Raw genomic sequence first — 19,131 nt, forward strand, 5'->3', positions numbered from 1 at the left:
CGCATCATGGATCGGCAGCAAGAACGTGTTTTACGTGAAGTAGCAGATCAAGGCATACGTTTCATTCGCTTATGGTTTACCGATGTTGCAGGACAACTGAAATCGGTAGCGATGGACCCGGGAGAACTAGAAGAAGCCTTCACGGAAGGCGTAGGTTTTGATGGTTCAGCTATTGAAGGTCTGACTCGCGTACACGAATCAGATATGTTGCTGCGTCCTGATGCCTCTACTTTTAGTGTCCTGCCGTGGCAAGGCAATGCTACTCCTGCTGCCCGCATGTTTTGTGATGTACTGACGCCCGATGGTTTGCAGTCACGCTCTGATCCTCGTGGAACGCTTGAACGCGCTGTTGAACGTGCACGCGATATGGGTTTCACAGTGATGGTGAACCCTGAAATCGAGTTCTACTTGCTGTCACGTCCAGTCACACCAGAACGCTTAGTTCCAATAGATGACGGTGGTTACTTTGATCATGTAGCCAGAGACGGGGATAATGATTTCCGCCGCAAATTAGTGCTTATGCTGGAAAGCATGGGAATTTCAGTGCAATTTTCCCATCATGAAGGCGGGCCTGGACAAAATGAAATCGACCTGAGAGCTGTGGACGCAGTAACGGCCGCAGATAACATCATGACTGCTCGCGTCGTTATCGAAGAAATAGCGCTGCGCGAAGATATGGTTGCCACTTTCATGCCGCGACCATTTATCGATCACCCAGGTTCGGGTATGCACACGCATATTTTCCTCATGGAAGGCGAACACAATGCTTTCTATGACCCTGCAGGCGAACACGACCTTTCGCTCACTGCTCGCCAATTTATTGCCGGCATGCTGGCTCATGCCGGAACGATTTGCGCCGTCACAAACCAACACGTGAACTCGTATAAACGACTATGGGGTGGAGGGGAAGCTCCTTCATATGTGTGCTGGGGGCATAACAATTCTTCCGCTTTGATCCGAGTTCCTCAGGTACGTCCCAGCCGTCGAAATACTACACGTGTGGAATATCGGGCACTTGACCCTGCGGCGAATCCTTACCTTGCGCTTGCTGTCCTCATTACCGCCGGTTTAGATGGTATAGAAAAACAGATGGAACTCATGCCTGAAGCTGAAGATAATGTGTGGGCATTAACCGATAAAGAACGTCAAGTCCTTGGTATTGAACCACTTCCATCATCATTACACGATGCCCTTCGACGAATGCGTACCTCAGAACTTGTCGCAGATGCGCTAGGTGAAGAAATGTTCCTTTACCTCTTACGTGATAAAGAACGTGAATGGCGTGATTACCGTGAACAAATCACAGCAAAAGAAATTGCGCAATTTATCAGGATGCACTGATGATTTTTGCTGTGAAGGACTTGCGTGCGATGGGCTTTATTGCTCCCGAGCAAGCTCTGAAACACGTAGAAACGCTCCCTGAAGGCCATGTGTGGCTCAGCGTAGCTGCCGCAACAGATGACCCTGATCTTGCGATTCTTCAACTTCGACGCCTCCACGAAGCTGCTCCTGAGCTCATTCAGACACTAGGTTCTCCCCATGAACGCCCAGCGCAGCGACTCATTGCTGTCCTTGGCGGATCACGTTGGTGGGGTGACTACCTGATTGCGAACCCACAGCGTGCGCATGACGTGTGGACGCAGCCTCCTTCTGCACGAGAAGTCCTCCTCACAGCGGTCGGAGCAAACACAAACGCCCACGTGCCAATTGCTAAGCAGGGTAAAACCAGTGATGACATGCGTGTGGCCTACAGGAAAGTACTCCTCGACATTGTCGCTGACGATCTCACAAGTAATGATCCGGTGCAGCATATGCCGATAGTAGGGCAACGGATGGCGACTCTTGCAGATGCAGCACTTGAAGCATCACTTGCGCTGGCGCGTCGAGACATCGATCCAGATGGAAGGATTCCTTTTGCCATCATCGCTATGGGAAAAACAGGAGCACAAGAACTGAACTATATTTCTGATGTTGATGTGCTCTACCTTGTTGGATCCGAAAAAAACACAACTGAGGAAAACAAGGCCCTCAATAGCAGCAAAACATCACAACCGGTAAATTACGATGCCACTGTCCAGCCAGATCACGATAAACACGATGTCATTGAAATAGCAACCCGTCTTGCTGCAATGACCGCTCAAGGATGTTCAGGAGCCGGCAACGAACCACCCCTATGGACAGTAGATCCGAACCTACGTCCTGAAGGCCGTCAAGGTGCTCTTGTGCGAACCTTAGATTCATACCGTCAATACTGGGATAAATGGGCACAATCCTGGGAATTTCAAGCTCTCATGAAAGCACGTCCCTGCGCGGGCGACTATGAACTAGGCGAACGATTTATCAACCTTGCTGCCTCCTACGTATGGAATGTTGCAAGCAGAGAAAAATTTGTTGATGATGTCCGAGCCATGCGTACCCGTGTTGAAGAAAATATTTCGCGTCATATGGCAGGACGTGAACTGAAACTGGGACCAGGCGGTTTACGCGATGTGGAATTTACTGTTCAACTACTGCAACTTGTTCATGGGCGAACAGACGAAACACTACGGGTCCGCGAAACGCATGAAGCAATTACTGCCCTCGCTCACGGCGGATATATTTCACGGCTTGACGCGACCGAACTTAAACGATGCTACAGCTATCTTCGTGTCATTGAACACCGCGCACAGTTGACACGGATGCGTCGTACACATACAGTTCCTTCCCGCGAGGATGAGCTTCGTGCACTGAGCCGAAGCCTAGGCCTGCCACATACACAAGAATTCACACGCGAACTTGAACGCGTCCGCGCACGTGTGCGTTCCCTCCATGAAAATATTTTCTACAGGCCCATCGTGGCAGCTATCGCCCGTTTAAGTCCCGATGAAGCAGCCCTTGATCGTGATGCGGCAAAAGATCGTTTATCTGCCATTGGCTACCGTGACACTGAAGGCGCACTCGCGCATATCAGCGCCTTGACACGCGGAACAAGTCGCAGAGCAACAATTCAACGACATCTCTTACCGGTTTTTATTTCATGGCTTGCTGCAGGCGCTGACCCAGATATGGGTCTCCTTCATTTCCGAACCCTTTCTGAACATATCGGTGATTCACACTGGTATCTGGCATTTTTACGCGATTCCGGTGTGGCAGCTTCACGCTTATGCTCACTTTTACCCAACTCACGGTGGGTTGCTGATGCGCTATGCGTTTTACCTGAAGCCGTACAAATGCTTGACGACGATACTTTGCTGCTTCCGCGCACACGTCAGCAACTCGACACTGAAATACAGGCTGTACTTACCCGCCATGAGAATCCTGAAAAAGCGATAACGCGTATTCGTTCTGTACGAAATCGTGAAGTAACTCGTGCAGCTTTAGCTGATGCACTGGACACAATAGAAGCACACCGATCGTCAATTGCTGACGCATGTGATGCTTTAATCGCAGGCGCGCTCGCCGTTGCTGAACGTGAAGAAAAACAAGCTAAAGGTGTCCTTCACGCGCGGGTTGCTTTGGTAGCGATGGGACGCTATGGCGGAGCCGAATCTTCCTATGCCTCAGATGCAGATATTCTTGCGGTCCACAAATCATGTTCTGGAGCCACTGAAGAACAAGCGACATCATGTGCAGTATCACTGATTCAACGTGTGCGCTCATACCTTGGGCAAACTGGTGTCGGCTATCCCGTCAATGTTGATTTAGATTTACGTCCTGAGGGACGTTCTGGCGTGATGAGTAGGACAGTGGATTCTTACAGGGAGTACTACCAGCGATGGGCCTGCGTGTGGGAACGACAGGCATTGCTTCGTGCTCGACCACTGGCTGGCAACCCTGATCTGTTACAGGAGTTTTTTGAGGTTATTAACCCAATCCGTTACCACATGGCTCCTTCCCAGCAAGATCTGCGTGATATTCGTTTATTGAAAGCACGTATGGAGAATGAACGTCTTCCTCGTGGTATTGAACCGTCACGGCACGTCAAACTAGGGCCCGGCGGATTATCAGATGTGGAGTGGATGGTTCAGCTGGCACAAATGCGATATGCGCACGAATGTCCTGCTGTGCGCCTAACCTCCACGATTCCAGCTCTGAATGCCCTGCGAGATGAAGGAATCATTGATCCAGAGCATGCGCAGATCATGTGTGAATCATGGTCTTTGGCTTCACGCATACGTGCAGGTAATGTGCTTGCTACAGGTCGTATGAGTGGTGTCAAACTTGATGTGTTACCTCATGGGGTAAAAGAATTGGTTCCCCTGGCTCGTTTGTTAGGTTGGGGGGCCGGTCAAGAAAAAATGCTTGAAGAACAATGGCTTCGAGCCAGTCGACGTTGTCGTGACGTGATGGATAGTGTTTTTTGGGTGTGATATGTGCACCGACTACAGGGAAGTTGAGTGAGAATGAAACTTGTTCTTGTGAGGCACGGACGTACCGCTGCGAATGTCAGTGGTGCTTTGGATACTGGCTGGCCGGGATTACCTTTAGATGCCACGGGCTGTAAACAAGCTGAGGCATTGGCGCAGCGCTGGGAAAAAGAAGTGACCTCAAAGCCGAACCTTGTACTCGTATCAGGTCTGTTGCGCACGCGAATGACAGCGGCACCCTTGTGTGAACGTTATGGCATGTCGCCGCGTATCGCTTGGGGTCTGCGTGAGATACGTGCAGGTAGCTGTGAAATGGGTACATCTGATGCGCAGAATATGTACTATCACGGAACTGTTCACCAGTGGATTTCAAAGAACCGTGAATTGCGTATGCCTGAAGCAGAAACTGGTTGGGAAGTCTTAGGGCGAGCTTTACCTGAGGTATATCAGGGGATTAGTCAGGTGTATCAGTCAGTTGGCGATAAAGGTGTTCTTGTTCTTGTTATTCACGGGGCACTCACACGCTTTCTGACCTCTGCTTTGAGCAGAAATGATATGAGTGCTCTGCTGACCAATTGTTTCATGACAAATACAGGGACCACGATTTTTGAAGTCCCTCATAGTGTTGCTTCCTCATGCGCAGATGGGACTTTCCATCCTCATGACCTGTTGGAATCACTTCCGTTGCTGACCTGGAATGATGCGCCAGCCCCTTGTGTATCAGATATTTGTGCTTGAATGGCGTTGTTTTATTGCTCATCTGAATGTGTAGGTTCAGTGTATTCCTCCACCTCTACAGGGAAACGACGATAAGCAAGGTATTGTTCAAGTTCATGACGGTGCTGTTCGCAGCTGAGCCATATTTTTTTGCGCCCTGTGCGTACAGCAGGATTTGTCCATGTGAGACGCCAGAGTGCGTGTTTTTCGCAGTGTCGAGCTGTGCACACATGATCTTGTGGTCCACGTGAAAGCATAAAAGCCGCCTTTCTTGTGTTTATACAAATTATCGCTGTATTACTTGAGGAAAGCTAAAGGGAAGATCTGTGCTTTCGGGCAAGTGCGGCTGTGCTTTCGGGAAGGGCGCGAGTGTATGTGAGAGGCAAGGGAATCTGTGCAGGTTTACTGAGAAGCCTCACGTAGATTCATACTCTGTTCCTTCGCGTAGAATGTGTGCTTGTGACAATGAAAAGAACGCTTGTCCTTATTCGTCATGCGCAGGCAGAGCCTTTTTCATTAAATGGAGATCACGGGCGCGTACTTACCTCTTATGGGCACCAGCAAAGCAGGATGCTTGGTTTTTCACTTGCTCATGCTTTACAAGAAATGAAACAAGATGAGGCAAAGAAAGAGGGAGAAAAACCTCAAGTAGATTGGGTCGCGCTTTCGGATGCTCAACGTACACGTGAAACTTTTCGTGGACTTGCACCTCAATTCGATATTGCACATTCTTTTTCGGATCGCAGTTTATACAGCGGTGACATTGAGGAAATACTCCATATTGCCCGAAGTTTTACAGGACAGACAGCATTTATTATTGGCCACAATCCAACGATTTCAGATGTGGCTCTTTATTTGACTTTTCCTGACGCTCTTGTTGAGGAACATAATGAAAGTGTTGCGTCCTTCCAAAAATATGCGAGTGAAGAAATACGGACACATTCATTGAATATGCGCCGGATAAAAGCCTTATCACGATACGGTGCAGACTTGGCTCAGGCAATGATTCTTCGTTTTGGAGGAGAATGGAAAGACTTGCGCAAAGGCATATGTGAACTCGAAATTGTGACCTATTGCGATCTTTCTTCGTCCCACGGGTAATGACTTCCTGTGAGTTCTTTGGTGTGAGGGCGTTAAACTGGGGGAGTACAGATCCACCCCCGCAAGAGGGAGAACTAATGTCGGGACACTCTAAATGGGCGACCACCAAGCATAAGAAGGCCGCTATTGACGCTAAACGAGGCAAATTATTTGCTCGTTTGATTAAGAATATCGAGGTTGCAGCACGTACAGGTGGTGGCGATCCTGCAGGTAATCCCACCTTGTTTGACGCTATCCAAAAGGCAAAGAAAAACTCTGTTCCTTCGGACAATATTGATCGTGCTGTTAAACGTGGTTCCGGCGCTGAAGCTGGTGGCGCAAATTATGAAACCATCATGTATGAGGGCTACGGTCCTAATGGCGTAGCTTTCCTTGTGGAATGTCTGACAGATAACCGTAATCGCGCAGCATCGGATGTCCGCTTAGGCTTTAGCCGCTCAGGAGGTTCTTTAGCTGATCCGGGTTCAGTGTCGTATCTATTTACACGTCGCGGCATTATTGAAGTTCCAGCGGCAGAAAACGTAACCGAAGACAGCATCATGGAAGTTGTCTTGGATGCAGGAGCAGAAGAAGTCATTGACACAGGTGACGGTTTTATTATTGAAACGGACCCGTCAGACCTGATTCCTGTGCGTTCAGCTTTACAGGAAGCCGGAATTGACTATGACTCTGCTGAGGTTCAATTTGTTGCCTCAACTGAGGTTGATCTTGACGTTGAAGGTGTCACGAAAGTGAATAAACTGATTGACGCTTTAGAAGACTCTGATGATGTCCAGAACGTCTATCACAATATGACAATGTCAGATGAAGTGCGTGCGCACTTTGAAGAAGAGGACTGAGTTCATGTCTGAAAATGTCACCGCAGAGCGCCAGGTAGGTACTCCACAGGTCAAACGAGGTATGGCGCATATGCTCAAAGGCGGCGTCATCATGGATGTTGTGACACCTGAGCAAGCTAAAATTGCAGAAGACGCTGGCGCAGTGGCAGTCATGGCTCTTGAACGCGTGCCAGCTGATATTCGCGCTCAAGGCGGAGTGGCGCGCATGTCGGATCCTGACCTCATTGATGGAATCATTAATGCTGTCTCAATTCCTGTGATGGCGAAGGCGCGTATTGGACATTTTGTTGAAGCGCAGGTTTTGCAATCTCTTGGTGTCGATTACATTGATGAATCAGAGGTTCTGACACCTGCCGACTATGAGCATCACATTGATAAGTGGAATTTCACGGTTCCTTTTGTCTGCGGTGCAACGAATCTGGGTGAGGCTTTGCGTCGTATTAACGAAGGCGCAGCAATGATTCGTTCAAAAGGTGAAGCAGGTACGGGTGATGTGTCTAATGCGACTACGCATATGCGCAAAATTCGTGATGAAATTCGTCATCTGACTTCATTGCCAGAAGATGAACTGTATGTGGCGGCTAAAGAACTGCAAGCTCCTTACGAACTGGTGGCAGAAGTAGCACGTGAAGGCCGTTTACCGGTTGTGCTTTTCACCGCCGGGGGCATAGCTACTCCCGCTGATGCAGCTATGATGATGCAACTGGGCGCAGAAGGGGTATTCGTTGGTTCAGGTATTTTCAAGTCCGGTGATCCTGCGCGTCGTGCCGCAGCAATCGTTAAAGCGACAACTTTCTACGATGATCCTTCAGTGATTGCTGAAGTTTCACGTGGTTTAGGTGAAGCTATGGTGGGAATTAATGTGGACGATGTGCCTGTGTCGCACCGTTTAGCGGAGCGCGGATGGTAACAATCGGCGTCCTTGCTGTGCAAGGTGATGTTGCTGAGCATATGCGGGCACTGGAGGAATCTGGTGCCCGCACCTGTGCTGTTCGTCGCCTGACAGAACTAGCTGAGGTAGACGCATTAGTGATTCCTGGTGGGGAATCCACAACAATGTCAAAGCTTTTGTGTGCTTTTGATTTTTTTGAACCGATTGCTGCCAGAATTCGTTCAGGTATGCCCGTGTGGGGAACATGTGCTGGCATGATTATGCTGGCAGATACGGTACTTGATGGTCGTCCTGACCAACGTTCTTTCGGAGCAATCACTATGACAGTGCGCCGTAATGCCTTTGGACGTCAGGTAGATTCCTATGAAGAGGATCTGCACATTGCAGGACTTGATGGGGGACCTTTCCGTGCCCTCTTTATTCGCGCGCCTTGGGTTGAATCAGTTGCAGATGACGTTGATGTTTTAGCTCGTGCTGGTAATGCTCAAAACGGTCCTATAGTGGCTGTGCGGCATGGAGCTGTGATGGCTACGTCTTTTCACCCTGAAGTGGGAGGCGATAACCGTATGCATGATCTTTTTGTGCGCATGGTGAAAGATTGCCTTTCCTCACGTAAGGAACAATGTGCGTGTGATGGGGATTGATCCAGGTCTTACACGGTGTGGCCTTGGAATCATAGATATGGATCAGGGGAAACGAGCTGGCCTCGTTCATGTTGAAGTTGCACGTACTCACAAAGATCTTGCTACTCATTTTCGTTTACGTACAGTAGCTGACGCGATTGATCGTCTGATCCACGAGTATGAACCTGAGATCGTAGCAATTGAACGAGTTTTCGTACAAGATAACTTGCAATCTGTTGCAACAACTATGCAGGTGATGGGTGCTGCGATGACCTGTGTTGCTCGCGCAGGTTTGCCTATGGCTATGCATACGCCTTCCGAAGTAAAGTCAGCAGTGACAGGTAATGGGACAGCAAGTAAAGCTCAGGTGCAGCATATGGTTGCTCGTATTTTAGGTTTGTCTGCTGTTCCAAAACCTGCTGATGCTGCAGATGCTTTAGCGATTGCTATTTGTCAGGGGTGGCGTGGAACTGGCCTATTGGGTGCAGGTGATGATTCGGCTGTTTCTGTGTCAATCTCTGGTCGTGTACGTGCGCGCGGTGAAATGACACCTGCGCAACAACTGTGGGCGCAAGCACAAGCAGCGCAACGCCGAACTGGTGCAGTAGACCCGCGGCTACGGCAACGATAGTATCTATCGTACATATGTTCGCTTTGTCTCTCCTGTGATCTGAAAGAGAAATATGTTAGTCGTCAAAACCGAGTTCTGATGACAGGAATCTTTGCGTACGTACGATACAAGCGGTGACCGAAAGAAACAGCGGAGGTACATATGATCGCGCAGCTCGCGGGGACTGTTACATACGCAGGCATTGATGAGGTCATACTCTTGGTTGGAGGTATTGGATGGCGTGTGGTTGTGGCTCCGCCTTTCGCTCAGGAACTTCATGTGGGTCTTGATGCAACGATCCATACCTCTATGGTGGTACGTGAAGATTCAATGACCTTATATGGTTTCCGTGATACAGATGAACGCATTATTTTTGAGAAACTTCAATCAGTGAGTGGCATAGGCCCGCGAACAGCTTTAGCTGCTCTTACCGTGCTGTCACCTGATGATCTGCGGCGTGCGGTTAGCTCAGGTGATACTGCTACTTTGCAGAAAATACCGGGTGTCGGGAAAAAATCTGCTCAGCGTATGCTACTGGAAATTGGTGACAAATTAGGTACGGTAGCTGCTTTACCTGAAGGCGCTATTTCAGAAACAGCACCTACAGAGGATGAAATGCAGGTACGTGCTGCTTTGGTTCAACTGGGCTGGAGTGAAAGTGTTGCTGCTCAGACGGTGGAAAAGTTTGCCGGTCATGGCATGAGTGTTTCCGATATGCTTCGCGCTGCTTTACTGAGTTTAGGAGGTAACCGTGGCCACTGAACCTGATTTTTCACGCATTGTGGCACCTGATGCCGGTGACCTAGAACGTGCAGCAGAGGCTGCACTTCGACCGAAACGCCTTAGTGAATTTGTTGGGCAAACAAAGGTATGCGATCAGCTGCAGCTTCTTTTAGATGCTGCACGCGGTCGTGGAGCGCCTTCAGATCATGTGCTCCTTGCTGGTCCACCAGGATTAGGTAAAACTACTTTAGCGATGATTATTGCCGCAGAGATGGGGACATCTTTACGTTTAACATCAGGACCTGCGATTCAACATGCCGGTGATTTGGCGGCAATTTTGTCAGGTCTACAAGAAAATGATGTGCTATTTATCGACGAAATACATCGCCTTGCCCGTACAGCTGAAGAAATGCTTTACCTTGCAATGGAGGATTTCCGTGTTGATGTTGTTGTAGGTAAAGGTCCAGGTGCGACATCTATTCCTTTGGCTTTGCCGCCTTTCACAGTTGTAGGCGCAACCACACGTTCCGGTCTGTTACCTGCGCCTTTGCGTGATCGTTTTGGTTTCACTGCGCATCTTGAATTCTATGAGGTGGAGCAGCTTCGTCATGTTGTTGCGCGTTCTGCTCATTTGCTTGGTGTGGAACTCAGTGAAGATGCTGCTTATGAAATAGCTTCACGTTCGCGTGGGACTCCTCGTATTGCGAATAGATTGCTTCGTCGCGTCGTGGATTATGCGCAAGTGCGTGGTGATGGCAATCTAACTTTGGAGGCAGCTCAGGGGGCACTTACTCTTTTTGAAGTGGACCGTCATGGGCTTGATCGTTTGGACCGGGCAGTCCTTGAAGCTATATGTCGACGTTTCGGTGGGGGGCCAGTTGGCCTCACAACTCTTGCCGTGACTGTTGGTGAAGAAGCGGAGACTGTGGAAACTGTTGCTGAGCCGTATTTAGTGCGTGAAGGTTTCTTGATCCGTACGACGCGTGGACGAGCAGCAACACGTGCTGCGTGGGAGCATTTAGGGCTTACGCCCCCGCCTGAGGCTGTTCTTTTTCAATAAAATGACAGGATAAATCCTACCCATCCTGTGACTTAGGACGCATTTGTATCTTTATGACATTCTTTTGTGGGAAAACTGAGCTTTACTTTTGCGCAATTGCGCTCATTTTCATCTATCACGTGGCCTAAAAGCACTCAAGGGCACTAGACTGCAACAAGTGTGCGTCTATTCGCACGTGAGTAATGAAAGGGCTATTCGTGGACCAGCTTGTACAGCAATACGCTTTCCCTTTGATGTTGGGTGTTTTGCTCATCTTCATGTTGTTTTTCTCTAGTCGTTCCCGCAAGAAAATGCTTGCCCAGCAAGCTGAACGTGATCGTAAACTTCGGGAAGACCTTGTCCCTGGAATGTGGGTGAAAACCGCATTCGGTTTTTGGGGTCGTTTCGTTGATTTTGACGGCGACGTTGTTGTTCTTGAAACTGCTGACGGGACAGAGACTTACTGGGATCGCGCGGTTGTACGGGAAATAGGTAATCCTCCATTCGCTTCGGTTCAAGAAGTTGAAGAAACAGAAGAACCTGAAACCCAAGAAGAAGACGAACAAGTCCTCGGCCTCGATAATGATTCATCGACCGGAATTGAGAAGTAGTTATACGTGTCCCTGCGTGGGAACATCTGAAAGCAGAATGACAAGTGGCTATTAAGAAACGCCGTCCGCTCCGTTCTTTGCTGGCGCTTGCCTTACTTGCTGGTGTAAGTATGGGCTCGCTTATTGTGGGGAACGTGACCAATCATGGGGCATCTTTTGTCCCTTCTCTTGCCCTTGACCTTGAGGGCGGTACCCAGCTGATCCTGACTCCGGTATCAACAGATAACTCGTCACGTCAGGTAACTGAAGATGATATTGCTGAGGCCATTAACATTATTCGTTCGCGTGTGGATGCTTCCGGCGTAGCGGAGGCTGAAATTACCTCGATGGGTTCTGACAACATTGTTGTTGCCATTCCGGGTACTCCTTCGCAAGAAACTCTTGACCTTATTCGTTCATCTTCACAGATGAATTTCCGTCCAGTTTTGAAAATCGGTCAGGCCGTGTCAGTTCAACGACCGACAACGCCTTCTGCTGAAGCCGGGCAGTCGGATTCTTCTGCACAATCGGCTCAATCATCTGAAGCCGCACAGTCTGCGACAGATGAGCAATCTGGTGATCTGAGTGCTTCAGAAGGAAGCGACCAGTCTGCGCAGGAAACACAGTCCGGCGAGTCTGCGGCTTCGGGTGAAACTGCTCAGTCAGCAGAAGCTGACAACAGCCAATCTGCTCCTCAGATACAGCCCAATGTTCTCAGCGAAGAAGAAGCGAAAACTTTAGCTGATGCAAATAAAGACGGTGAACTGTCAGATGAACCTGCGACGACTCCTGAAAATAACTCAGATCTAGCATGGATGACAGAAAAAGTTACCTATGACTATCTCACTTTAGATTGCGGCGCAAAAGGGACACGTACAGAGGCAGCGGCAGATAAGCCTTACGCGGCCTGTAACGCAGAAGGCACCTTAAAGTACATTTTGGGTCCTGTGGATGTGAGCGGTTCGCAACTGACAACTGCTGCGGCTGCAATGATTACAAATAATCAGGGTCGCAGTACAGGTGAATGGGGCGTTGATCTGCAATTCAATGCTGAAGGCACAACAAGTTTTGCCGAGGCATCTGAACGCTTATACGGTTTTGCTTCCGCTGATTCTCAGGGAGGCGCAGCTTACGTAAAACCTGACCGCAACCATTTTGCTGTCGTTCTTGACGGTAAAATCATTACCGCACCAAGTATGAATGCGGTCATCAACAATGGTCGAGCACAAATCAGTGGATCTTTTACCGCAACATCAGCGAAGTCCCTTGCTAATCAGCTGAACTTTGGTTCATTGCCATTGAACTTTGAAGTCCAATCCGAGCAGCAGATTTCAGCAACATTGGGTTCTGAACACCTGCAAAAAGGTATTTGGGCGGGTCTGATTGGTTTGCTGTTGGTGGTTGCGTACATGGTATGGCAATACCGTGGTTTGTCAGTGGTTTCAGCAGGCTCATTGCTGGTGGCGGGCGGATTAACCTATCTTGTCATTACTTTGCTGTCGTGGACTATGGGTTACCGTTTATCTTTGGCTGGTATTGCTGGTTTGATCGTTGCTGTGGGCGTGACAGCAGACTCGTTCATCGTTTACTTTGAGCGTATCCGAGATGAAGTTCGTGATGGTCGTCCTCTTGTTGCTGCTGTTGATGAAGGATGGCAACGCGCGAAACACACCATTATTGTTTCGGATGCGGTTAACCTTGTGGCAGCCGTTGTCTTGTACGTTTTGGCTGTCGGTGGCGTTCAAGGTTTCGCATTCACCTTGGGTGTGACAACTATTGTTGACTTAATCGTGATCTTCCTATTCACACACCCGATGATGGAGCTTTTGATTCGTACCCGATTCTTTGGCTCAGGCCATAAGCTTTCAGGTTTGGACCCAGAGCACTTAGGTGCGACATCTGCAGCTATCTATGCTGGTCGAGGCCGTATTCGTGTAAATCGGGGCGCACAGGAACAACGGATGGCCGTTGAAGATGCTCAGGAACGTCCTCTGTCCATTGCAGAACGCCGATATGCAGAGGAAAAACGACAAGAAGCTTTAGAAAAAGAAGCAGAACAAACGTCTGAAACTTCGACCACTGAGGGTGCTACTCAAACAGATGATGGTTCAGTCGAGGAAAAGGAGCAGAACCGATGATGAGTTTCGCTCAATGGGGTAATGCCCTGTACTCGGGAAAGAAATCCTACCGAATTGTCGCTAACCGCAAAGCCTTCCTGGGGGTTTCCGGTATTGTTCTCCTCCTTGCTTTGATCTTCACGGCTGTTTTAGGTATCAAAGGATCCATTGAATTTACCGGTGGTTCCCAGTTCACTTTGACAGGTGTTGCTGATATCAGCCAGCAAAAGGCTTACACAGCTTTAGAAGCAACCGGTCACGACTCAAATGCGCGTGTCTCAAGCGTAGGTAGTGACGGTATCCGCGTGCAGACAGACTCTTTAGATTCGGTTCAAACCGCTGCCGTACGTGATGCTTTGGCGCAGGCATACGGTATTGAGAGTTCAGAAGTGCAGTCCAGCTCGATTGGTCCTTCCTGGGGTCATGACGTGACTGCAAAAGCACTGAAATCGCTTGTGATCTTCCTTGCTTTGGTTGCTTTGTTGATGGCTGTGTACTTCAGGTCATGGACGATGTCGCTTTCTGCGATTGTGGCATTGCTGCATGACGTGGTGCTTACTATTGCTTTCTTTGCTGTGGTTCGTGTCGAGGTTTCTCCTGCAACAGTGATTGGTTTCCTCACGATTTTGGGCTACTCGCTGTATGACACGGTGGTTGTTTTCGACAAGGTTCGTGAACTCACACAAGGACTGACCGACCAAAAGCGTTTCACTTTCGCTGAACTAGTGAACTTGGCAGTCAATCAGACAATGGTGCGTTCAATTAACACCTCTGTTGTTGCTTTACTTCCCGTCGGTTCAATTTTGCTGATTGGTTCACTGCTTTTGGGTGCAGGAACTTTGACAGATATTTCTTTGGCTTTATTCGTCGGTATGATCGCAGGTACCTACTCGTCAATTTTCATTGCTTCGCCACTTCTGGTGACCTTTGAAGAACGCCGTACCCGGACCAAAGAACACACTGCCGTTGTTGAAAAAGAACGCGTTCGTCATGCCCATACTGAGGAAGGAACGGAGTCAGATCCATCCGTGCGCGTCGCACCACTGCAACCAGGACACCACTTGGGACGTTCAGCGCAGCCTCAAAGGAAGAAGCGGAAACGATGAGCAGTGTTCTGAGCGAAAAAGTAGGAAAAATCCTCACCGATAATTTACGTGAAATTCAGGATTTTCCTGAACCGGGTGTACTTTTCCGCGACATTACACCTCTGCTAGCTAATGGTCCGGCTTTTTGTGAACTCATTGAGCAATTCGCTGACTATTACCGTGGTCGTATTGATGCAGTTGCGGGCCTTGAATCCCGAGGATTCATTTTGGCAGCGCCTTTGGCAACACGCTTAGGGATCGGTATGCTGACCATCCGTAAAGCAGGGAAACTTCCTGGTCCTGTTATTGGTGTGGACTACGATTTGGAATATGGTTCTGCTCGTATGGAATTGCGACCGGATTCAGTCACTCCTGGGCATCGTGTTCTTATCCTTGATGACGTTTTAGCAACCGGGGGAACTGCCGCGGCTTCAGCTCAGCTTATCCGTGAGGCCGGTGCTGAAGTTGTGGGTATTACCGTCCTTTTGGAGCTAGCTGGTCTTGGAGGTCGGCAACGGCTTGAAGGCGAAAATGTTGAATCAGTTGTTGTGCTCTGACCTGAATAATGGCACATGGCACACAAAATGACTGCGAAAGTCTAAAATGAGGTAATGACTGATCCTCATATGCAACCAACGACACAAGCGACCCGTCCTCCTGCGGCTGGGTCGCTTGTGCGTTCTGGGCTGATGTGGTTTGGTAATCGATCCCGTACAACAGCTCCAGAAATTGAACCTTTAGTTCGTGCTTTACGGGCAAACCACCCGAAAGCTGATGTAGGACTCATTGAACGCGCCTATGCAACAGCGGAGTTGCATCATCGTGGGCAGATGCGTAAATCAGGGGAACCCTACATTACTCATCCCGTTGCTGTGGCAACAATTCTTGCTGAAATGGGAATGACGACTCCTACACTTGTTGCCGCCTTATTACACGATACAGTTGAAGACACCGATTACACGGTGGAAGAACTGACAGCAGATTTTGGCGAGGTAATCGCGCAGCTTGTTGATGGAGTGACCAAACTCGATAAAGTACGTTACGGTAGCGCTGCTCAGTCGGAGACTTTACGTAAAATGGTTGTGGCGATGAGTCATGACATACGTGTTCTCCTCATCAAATTAGGTGATCGTTTACATAACGCTCGCACCTGGCGTTTTGTTTCTGCTGATTCAGCAAAACGTAAAGCTCAAGAAACTTTAGAAATATATGCTCCACTGGCTCACCGCCTCGGTATGAATATGATTAAGTGGGAGCTTGAAGAACTTTCATTCAAAACCCTCTATCCTGAAATTTACGAGGAAATTGATCGACTTGTTCATGAGCGTACGCCACAGCGTGAAATATATTTACGAGAGGTAATTACCCAGATTGAAGGGGATTTACGGCACTCAGGAACACAAGGAACTGTAACTGGCCGTCCAAAGAATCATTACTCGATTTATCAGAAAATGATTGTTCGAGGTAAAGCTTTCGATGAAATCTACGACCTTGTGGCAGTGCGTGTTCTTGTACATTCTGTAAAAGATTGTTACGCGCTTCTTGGAGCACTTCACGGTCATTGGAATCCTATTCCAGGGCGTTTCAAAGACTATATCGCCATGCCGAAATTTAATTTGTACCAGTCTTTACATACGACTGTGGTCGGTCCTGGCGGTAAACCTGTTGAAATCCAGATTCGTACATATGAAATGCATGAACGCGCCGAACATGGCGTTGCTGCACACTGGAAATACAAGCAAAATCCGAATGCTACTTCGGGCGATACTGACCGAATGAGTGCTACTGAACAGATGAACTGGATGCGGGCACTCGTTGAAATGGAACGGGAAACTGGCGATCCGGAAGAATTTCTTGACGCATTACGTTATGAAATTGCTGGTGATGAAGTATATGTTTTCACGCCTAAGGGTGAGGTGATTGTTCTGCCGGCAGGGGCAACACCTATTGATTTCGCCTATGCAGTTCACACTGAGGTAGGACACCACACTGTCGGAGCAAAAGTGAATGGGCGACTAGTTCCTTTAGAATCGCGCCTGCAGTCAGGCGAAACCGTTGAAGTAGTGACATCAAAATCTGACAAAGTAGGCCCTTCACGGGACTGGTTAGTTTTTGTCGCTTCACCGCGCGCGCGCTCAAAAATCAAAGCATGGTTCTCAAAAGAACGTCGTGAAGAAGCAGTGGAAACAGGTAAAGAGCACTTGGCTCGTGCGATGCGTAAACAGAATTTACCTTTACAGCGTCTCATGAATCATGAATCTTTACTTTCCGTTGCTAATGCTCTGGGATTGCTCGATATTACTGCGCTATATGCATCAATTGGGGAGAACCATATTTCGGCTCAAAATGTGGTATCGAAATTGGTGGATAACCTTGGCGGAGATGACGGGACAGAGGAAACACTTGCTGAGGCTGTTATTCCGAGTGCAGCGAAAGTACGTGCGCATATATCCTCCACATCAGGGGTGAGCGTGCGCGGAATGAACTCAAATGAAATTTGGGTGAAATTAGCGAAGTGTTGTACTCCAGTACCCGGTGATGAAATTGTGGGATTCGTTACTCGTGGTCAGGGTGTATCTGTGCATTGTGCCAGCTGTGTGAATTCTGTACAGCTCATGAAAAATCAGCCGGAGCGTTTTACAGATGTTGCTTGGGATACGGAACGTCAAGGAGTGCAGTATCTTGTGCAGATTGAAACTCGGGCATTAGATCGTCCAGGTTTGCTTTCTGATTTGACGAAAGTACTGTCAGATCATCGGGTAAATATTCTGACAGCAAGTACAGTTACTTCACCCGATCAGGTGGCGAGTGCGCGTTTTGCTTTTGAATTAGCTGATATGGCTCATCTGAAAGCCGTCCTTGCAGCATTGCGTCGCGTTGATGGTGTGTTTGAAGCTCAACGTTTAACAAGTCCTGCCACACGTCGTCATCAGATCTCAAACATATGACGATTTCGTCCACTAGGTGTTATCTGTTTTCTGCAGCATGAATAAAGCCGTAGGATAGTCCTGTGCCGTAGGTGGCATGAGCGTACACATAAGGTGCGCACCGCGCCGAACCTTTCGAGGTTCTATCGATCAAAGGAACATCGTGACTGACTCGACCAATGAGCTCCACGCTGAAAATACTTCTGAGCCTACACAGGCTGCTTCATCAGCGAATTCTCCCGTCTCGCAACCTGCTACTGAAAGTGCTGCACCACACTTATCTGCTGCGGAAACCTCAGAATTTGGTCGGGTGGATGAAGCAGGAAATGTTTTTGTTCGTGATGGGGATGCTGAACGCCAGATTGGAGCATACCCTGACGGTCTGCCTGAGAACCCGTTAGGGCTGTACTTGCGTCGTTTTGAGTCACTTGAAGCAACAGTTAAGTTGTTTGAAGATCGTCTTGCCACACTTGCGCCTAAAGAAATAGATCAAACGCTGGCAACGTTACGTGAATCCGTTATTGAGCCTGCTGCTATCGGTGATCTCGTTGCTTTGCGTGCCCGTGTGGAAGCAGCTGCTGAGCGCGCACAGGTACGTAAAGAACAAGCACGTGAAGAACGCCGCTTAGCCAAAGAAGCCGCATTGCGTGAACGTACCGAATTAGTGGAACGTGCAGAAGCTATTCTCACCCAAGATCCTCACCGTATGCATTGGAAGCAATGCGGCCAAACCCTGCGTGAGCTCTTAGACGAATGGAAGAATCTGCAACGTCGTGGCCCACGTTTAGATAAAGCAACAGAAGATGCGCTGTGGAAACGTTTCTCGGGTGCGCGAACACAGTTTGATCGCCAACGTCGTCAGTTCTTCTCTGCTTTGGACCAAGCTCAGACGGATGCGAAACGTGTGAAAGAACAGTTGATTGCTGAAGCTGAAGCCCTTCAAACGTCAACAGATTGGGGAGCAACAACTGCTGCCTATCGTACATTGATGGATCGCTGGAAAACAGCTCCTCGTGCTTCTCGTAAAGAAGATGACGCATTATGGACTCGTTTCCGTGCAGCTCAGCAGGTATTTTTTGATGCTCGTCGGGCAAAAGATTTAGCGACAGATTCTGAATATCGTGAAAATCTTGCTGCAAAAGAAGCTCTTTTGATTGAAGCAGAAGCACTACTACCTATCAATGATCTTGAAAAGACAAAAGAACAGCTTCGTCAAATTCAAGAACGGTGGGATAGTGTGGGTCGTGTTCCTGCAGCCGATCACTCACGTATTGACCATCGTTTACGTGCAGTCGAAGATGCTGTGCGCGCTGCTGAAGAACACGAATGGCGTCGAACAAATCCTGAAACACGTGCGCGTGCAGAAGGTATGCTCGGACAGCTAGAAGAACAAATTGCTCGTCTGGAAAAAGATTGCGAAGCCGCGCGTGTTGCAGGTAATTCCTCAAAAGAAAAAGAATTATCTGAAGCTTTAGCTACGAAGAAAGCGTGGCTTGACCAGATTCGTTCATCAATGGACTGA

Annotated in this window: 17 protein-coding genes; 16 read left to right on the forward strand and 1 reads right to left on the reverse strand. The window is 48.7% G+C overall.

Annotation, left to right across the window (positions count from 1 at the left end):
- Positions 1 to 6 precede the first annotated feature (6 nt).
- The 3 genes from LRP54_RS03780 to LRP54_RS03790 are packed head-to-tail and all read left to right on the forward strand — an operon-like array spanning position 7 to position 5,084.
- Positions 7 to 1,341, forward strand: a complete 1,335-nt coding sequence (locus LRP54_RS03780) for a glutamine synthetase family protein (protein ID WP_231235025.1) — start codon at positions 7 to 9, stop codon at positions 1,339 to 1,341.
- On the forward strand, positions 1,341 to 4,349 hold the full coding sequence (locus LRP54_RS03785; protein WP_231235027.1) for a bifunctional [glutamine synthetase] adenylyltransferase/[glutamine synthetase]-adenylyl-L-tyrosine phosphorylase: 3,009 nt from the start codon (positions 1,341 to 1,343) through the stop codon (positions 4,347 to 4,349). The genes LRP54_RS03780 and LRP54_RS03785 overlap by 1 nt, the downstream gene beginning before the upstream one ends.
- 33 nt (positions 4,350 to 4,382) lie before the next feature.
- On the forward strand, positions 4,383 to 5,084 hold the full coding sequence (locus tag LRP54_RS03790) for a histidine phosphatase family protein (protein ID WP_231235028.1): 702 nt from the start codon (positions 4,383 to 4,385) through the stop codon (positions 5,082 to 5,084).
- 11 nt (positions 5,085 to 5,095) lie between these two features.
- On the opposite strand, the gene LRP54_RS03795 is transcribed toward LRP54_RS03790, so the two are convergent.
- Positions 5,096 to 5,320, reverse strand: a complete 225-nt coding sequence (locus LRP54_RS03795; protein WP_231205863.1) for a hypothetical protein — start codon at positions 5,318 to 5,320, stop codon at positions 5,096 to 5,098.
- A 202-nt stretch (positions 5,321 to 5,522) separates the two neighbouring features.
- Here LRP54_RS03795 and LRP54_RS03800 point away from each other — a divergent pair, with 202 nt between their 5' ends.
- The 13 genes from LRP54_RS03800 (at position 5,523) to LRP54_RS03860 (ending at position 19,131) form a co-directional block, all read left to right on the forward strand.
- Positions 5,523 to 6,164, forward strand: coding sequence for a SixA phosphatase family protein (locus LRP54_RS03800; protein ID WP_231205862.1), 642 nt, complete (start codon positions 5,523 to 5,525; stop codon positions 6,162 to 6,164).
- A 77-nt stretch (positions 6,165 to 6,241) separates the two neighbouring features.
- Positions 6,242 to 7,003: a YebC/PmpR family DNA-binding transcriptional regulator gene (locus tag LRP54_RS03805; RefSeq protein WP_231205861.1), complete on the forward strand. Its 762-nt coding sequence runs from the start codon at positions 6,242 to 6,244 to the stop codon at positions 7,001 to 7,003.
- Positions 7,004 to 7,007: 4 nt separating this feature from the next.
- Positions 7,008 to 7,913: a pyridoxal 5'-phosphate synthase lyase subunit PdxS gene (gene pdxS, locus LRP54_RS03810; protein WP_231235029.1), complete on the forward strand. Its 906-nt coding sequence runs from the start codon at positions 7,008 to 7,010 to the stop codon at positions 7,911 to 7,913.
- Positions 7,907 to 8,539, forward strand: coding sequence for a pyridoxal 5'-phosphate synthase glutaminase subunit PdxT (gene pdxT, locus LRP54_RS03815; protein ID WP_231235030.1), 633 nt, complete (start codon positions 7,907 to 7,909; stop codon positions 8,537 to 8,539). Before pdxS ends, pdxT begins: the two co-directional genes overlap by 7 nt.
- Entirely contained in the window at positions 8,520 to 9,149 is a 630-nt protein-coding gene (ruvC, locus tag LRP54_RS03820) for a crossover junction endodeoxyribonuclease RuvC (protein WP_231235031.1), read from the forward strand. Before pdxT ends, ruvC begins: the two co-directional genes overlap by 20 nt.
- A gap of 141 nt (positions 9,150 to 9,290) precedes the next feature.
- Positions 9,291 to 9,890: a Holliday junction branch migration protein RuvA gene (ruvA, locus tag LRP54_RS03825; RefSeq protein ID WP_231235032.1), complete on the forward strand. Its 600-nt coding sequence runs from the start codon at positions 9,291 to 9,293 to the stop codon at positions 9,888 to 9,890.
- Positions 9,880 to 10,911, forward strand: coding sequence for a Holliday junction branch migration DNA helicase RuvB (gene ruvB, locus LRP54_RS03830; RefSeq protein WP_231235034.1), 1,032 nt, complete (start codon positions 9,880 to 9,882; stop codon positions 10,909 to 10,911). Before ruvA ends, ruvB begins: the two co-directional genes overlap by 11 nt.
- A 197-nt stretch (positions 10,912 to 11,108) precedes the next feature.
- Entirely contained in the window at positions 11,109 to 11,501 is a 393-nt protein-coding gene (locus tag LRP54_RS03835) for a preprotein translocase subunit YajC (RefSeq protein ID WP_231205855.1), read from the forward strand.
- 44 nt (positions 11,502 to 11,545) lie between these two features.
- Positions 11,546 to 13,618: a protein translocase subunit SecD gene (gene secD, locus LRP54_RS03840; protein ID WP_231235035.1), complete on the forward strand. Its 2,073-nt coding sequence runs from the start codon at positions 11,546 to 11,548 to the stop codon at positions 13,616 to 13,618.
- Complete coding sequence (gene secF, locus LRP54_RS03845; RefSeq protein WP_231235036.1) at positions 13,615 to 14,703, forward strand: protein translocase subunit SecF; 1,089 nt, start codon at positions 13,615 to 13,617, stop codon at positions 14,701 to 14,703. The genes secD and secF overlap by 4 nt, the downstream gene beginning before the upstream one ends.
- On the forward strand, positions 14,700 to 15,239 hold the full coding sequence (locus LRP54_RS03850; RefSeq protein ID WP_231235037.1) for an adenine phosphoribosyltransferase: 540 nt from the start codon (positions 14,700 to 14,702) through the stop codon (positions 15,237 to 15,239). The genes secF and LRP54_RS03850 overlap by 4 nt, the downstream gene beginning before the upstream one ends.
- 54 nt (positions 15,240 to 15,293) lie before the next feature.
- Positions 15,294 to 17,630, forward strand: coding sequence for a RelA/SpoT family protein (locus LRP54_RS03855; protein WP_231205851.1), 2,337 nt, complete (start codon positions 15,294 to 15,296; stop codon positions 17,628 to 17,630).
- 142 nt (positions 17,631 to 17,772) lie between these two features.
- Entirely contained in the window at positions 17,773 to 19,131 is a 1,359-nt protein-coding gene (locus LRP54_RS03860; RefSeq protein WP_231235038.1) for a DUF349 domain-containing protein, read from the forward strand.

Origin of the sequence: Schaalia sp. lx-100 (genome assembly GCF_021083625.1) — a bacterium.
Taxonomy (GTDB): domain Bacteria; phylum Actinomycetota; class Actinomycetes; order Actinomycetales; family Actinomycetaceae; genus Pauljensenia.

What these genes read in the sequence shown, in the direction of transcription:
- LRP54_RS03780 (WP_231235025.1), top strand. Translation starts at nt 7, where the DNA reads ATGGATCGGCAGCAAGAACGTGTTTTACGTGAAGTAGCAGATCAAGGC.
- LRP54_RS03785 (WP_231235027.1), top strand. Translation starts at nt 1,341, where the DNA reads ATGATTTTTGCTGTGAAGGACTTGCGTGCGATGGGCTTTATTGCTCCC.
- LRP54_RS03790 (WP_231235028.1), top strand. Translation starts at nt 4,383, where the DNA reads ATGAAACTTGTTCTTGTGAGGCACGGACGTACCGCTGCGAATGTCAGT.
- LRP54_RS03795 (WP_231205863.1), bottom strand. Translation starts at nt 5,320, where the DNA reads ATGCTTTCACGTGGACCACAAGATCATGTGTGCACAGCTCGACACTGC.
- LRP54_RS03805 (WP_231205861.1), top strand. Translation starts at nt 6,242, where the DNA reads ATGTCGGGACACTCTAAATGGGCGACCACCAAGCATAAGAAGGCCGCT.
- pdxS (WP_231235029.1), top strand. Translation starts at nt 7,008, where the DNA reads ATGTCTGAAAATGTCACCGCAGAGCGCCAGGTAGGTACTCCACAGGTC.
- pdxT (WP_231235030.1), top strand. Translation starts at nt 7,907, where the DNA reads ATGGTAACAATCGGCGTCCTTGCTGTGCAAGGTGATGTTGCTGAGCAT.
- ruvA (WP_231235032.1), top strand. Translation starts at nt 9,291, where the DNA reads ATGATCGCGCAGCTCGCGGGGACTGTTACATACGCAGGCATTGATGAG.
- secF (WP_231235036.1), top strand. Translation starts at nt 13,615, where the DNA reads ATGATGAGTTTCGCTCAATGGGGTAATGCCCTGTACTCGGGAAAGAAA.
- LRP54_RS03850 (WP_231235037.1), top strand. Translation starts at nt 14,700, where the DNA reads ATGAGCAGTGTTCTGAGCGAAAAAGTAGGAAAAATCCTCACCGATAAT.
- LRP54_RS03855 (WP_231205851.1), top strand. Translation starts at nt 15,294, where the DNA reads ATGACTGATCCTCATATGCAACCAACGACACAAGCGACCCGTCCTCCT.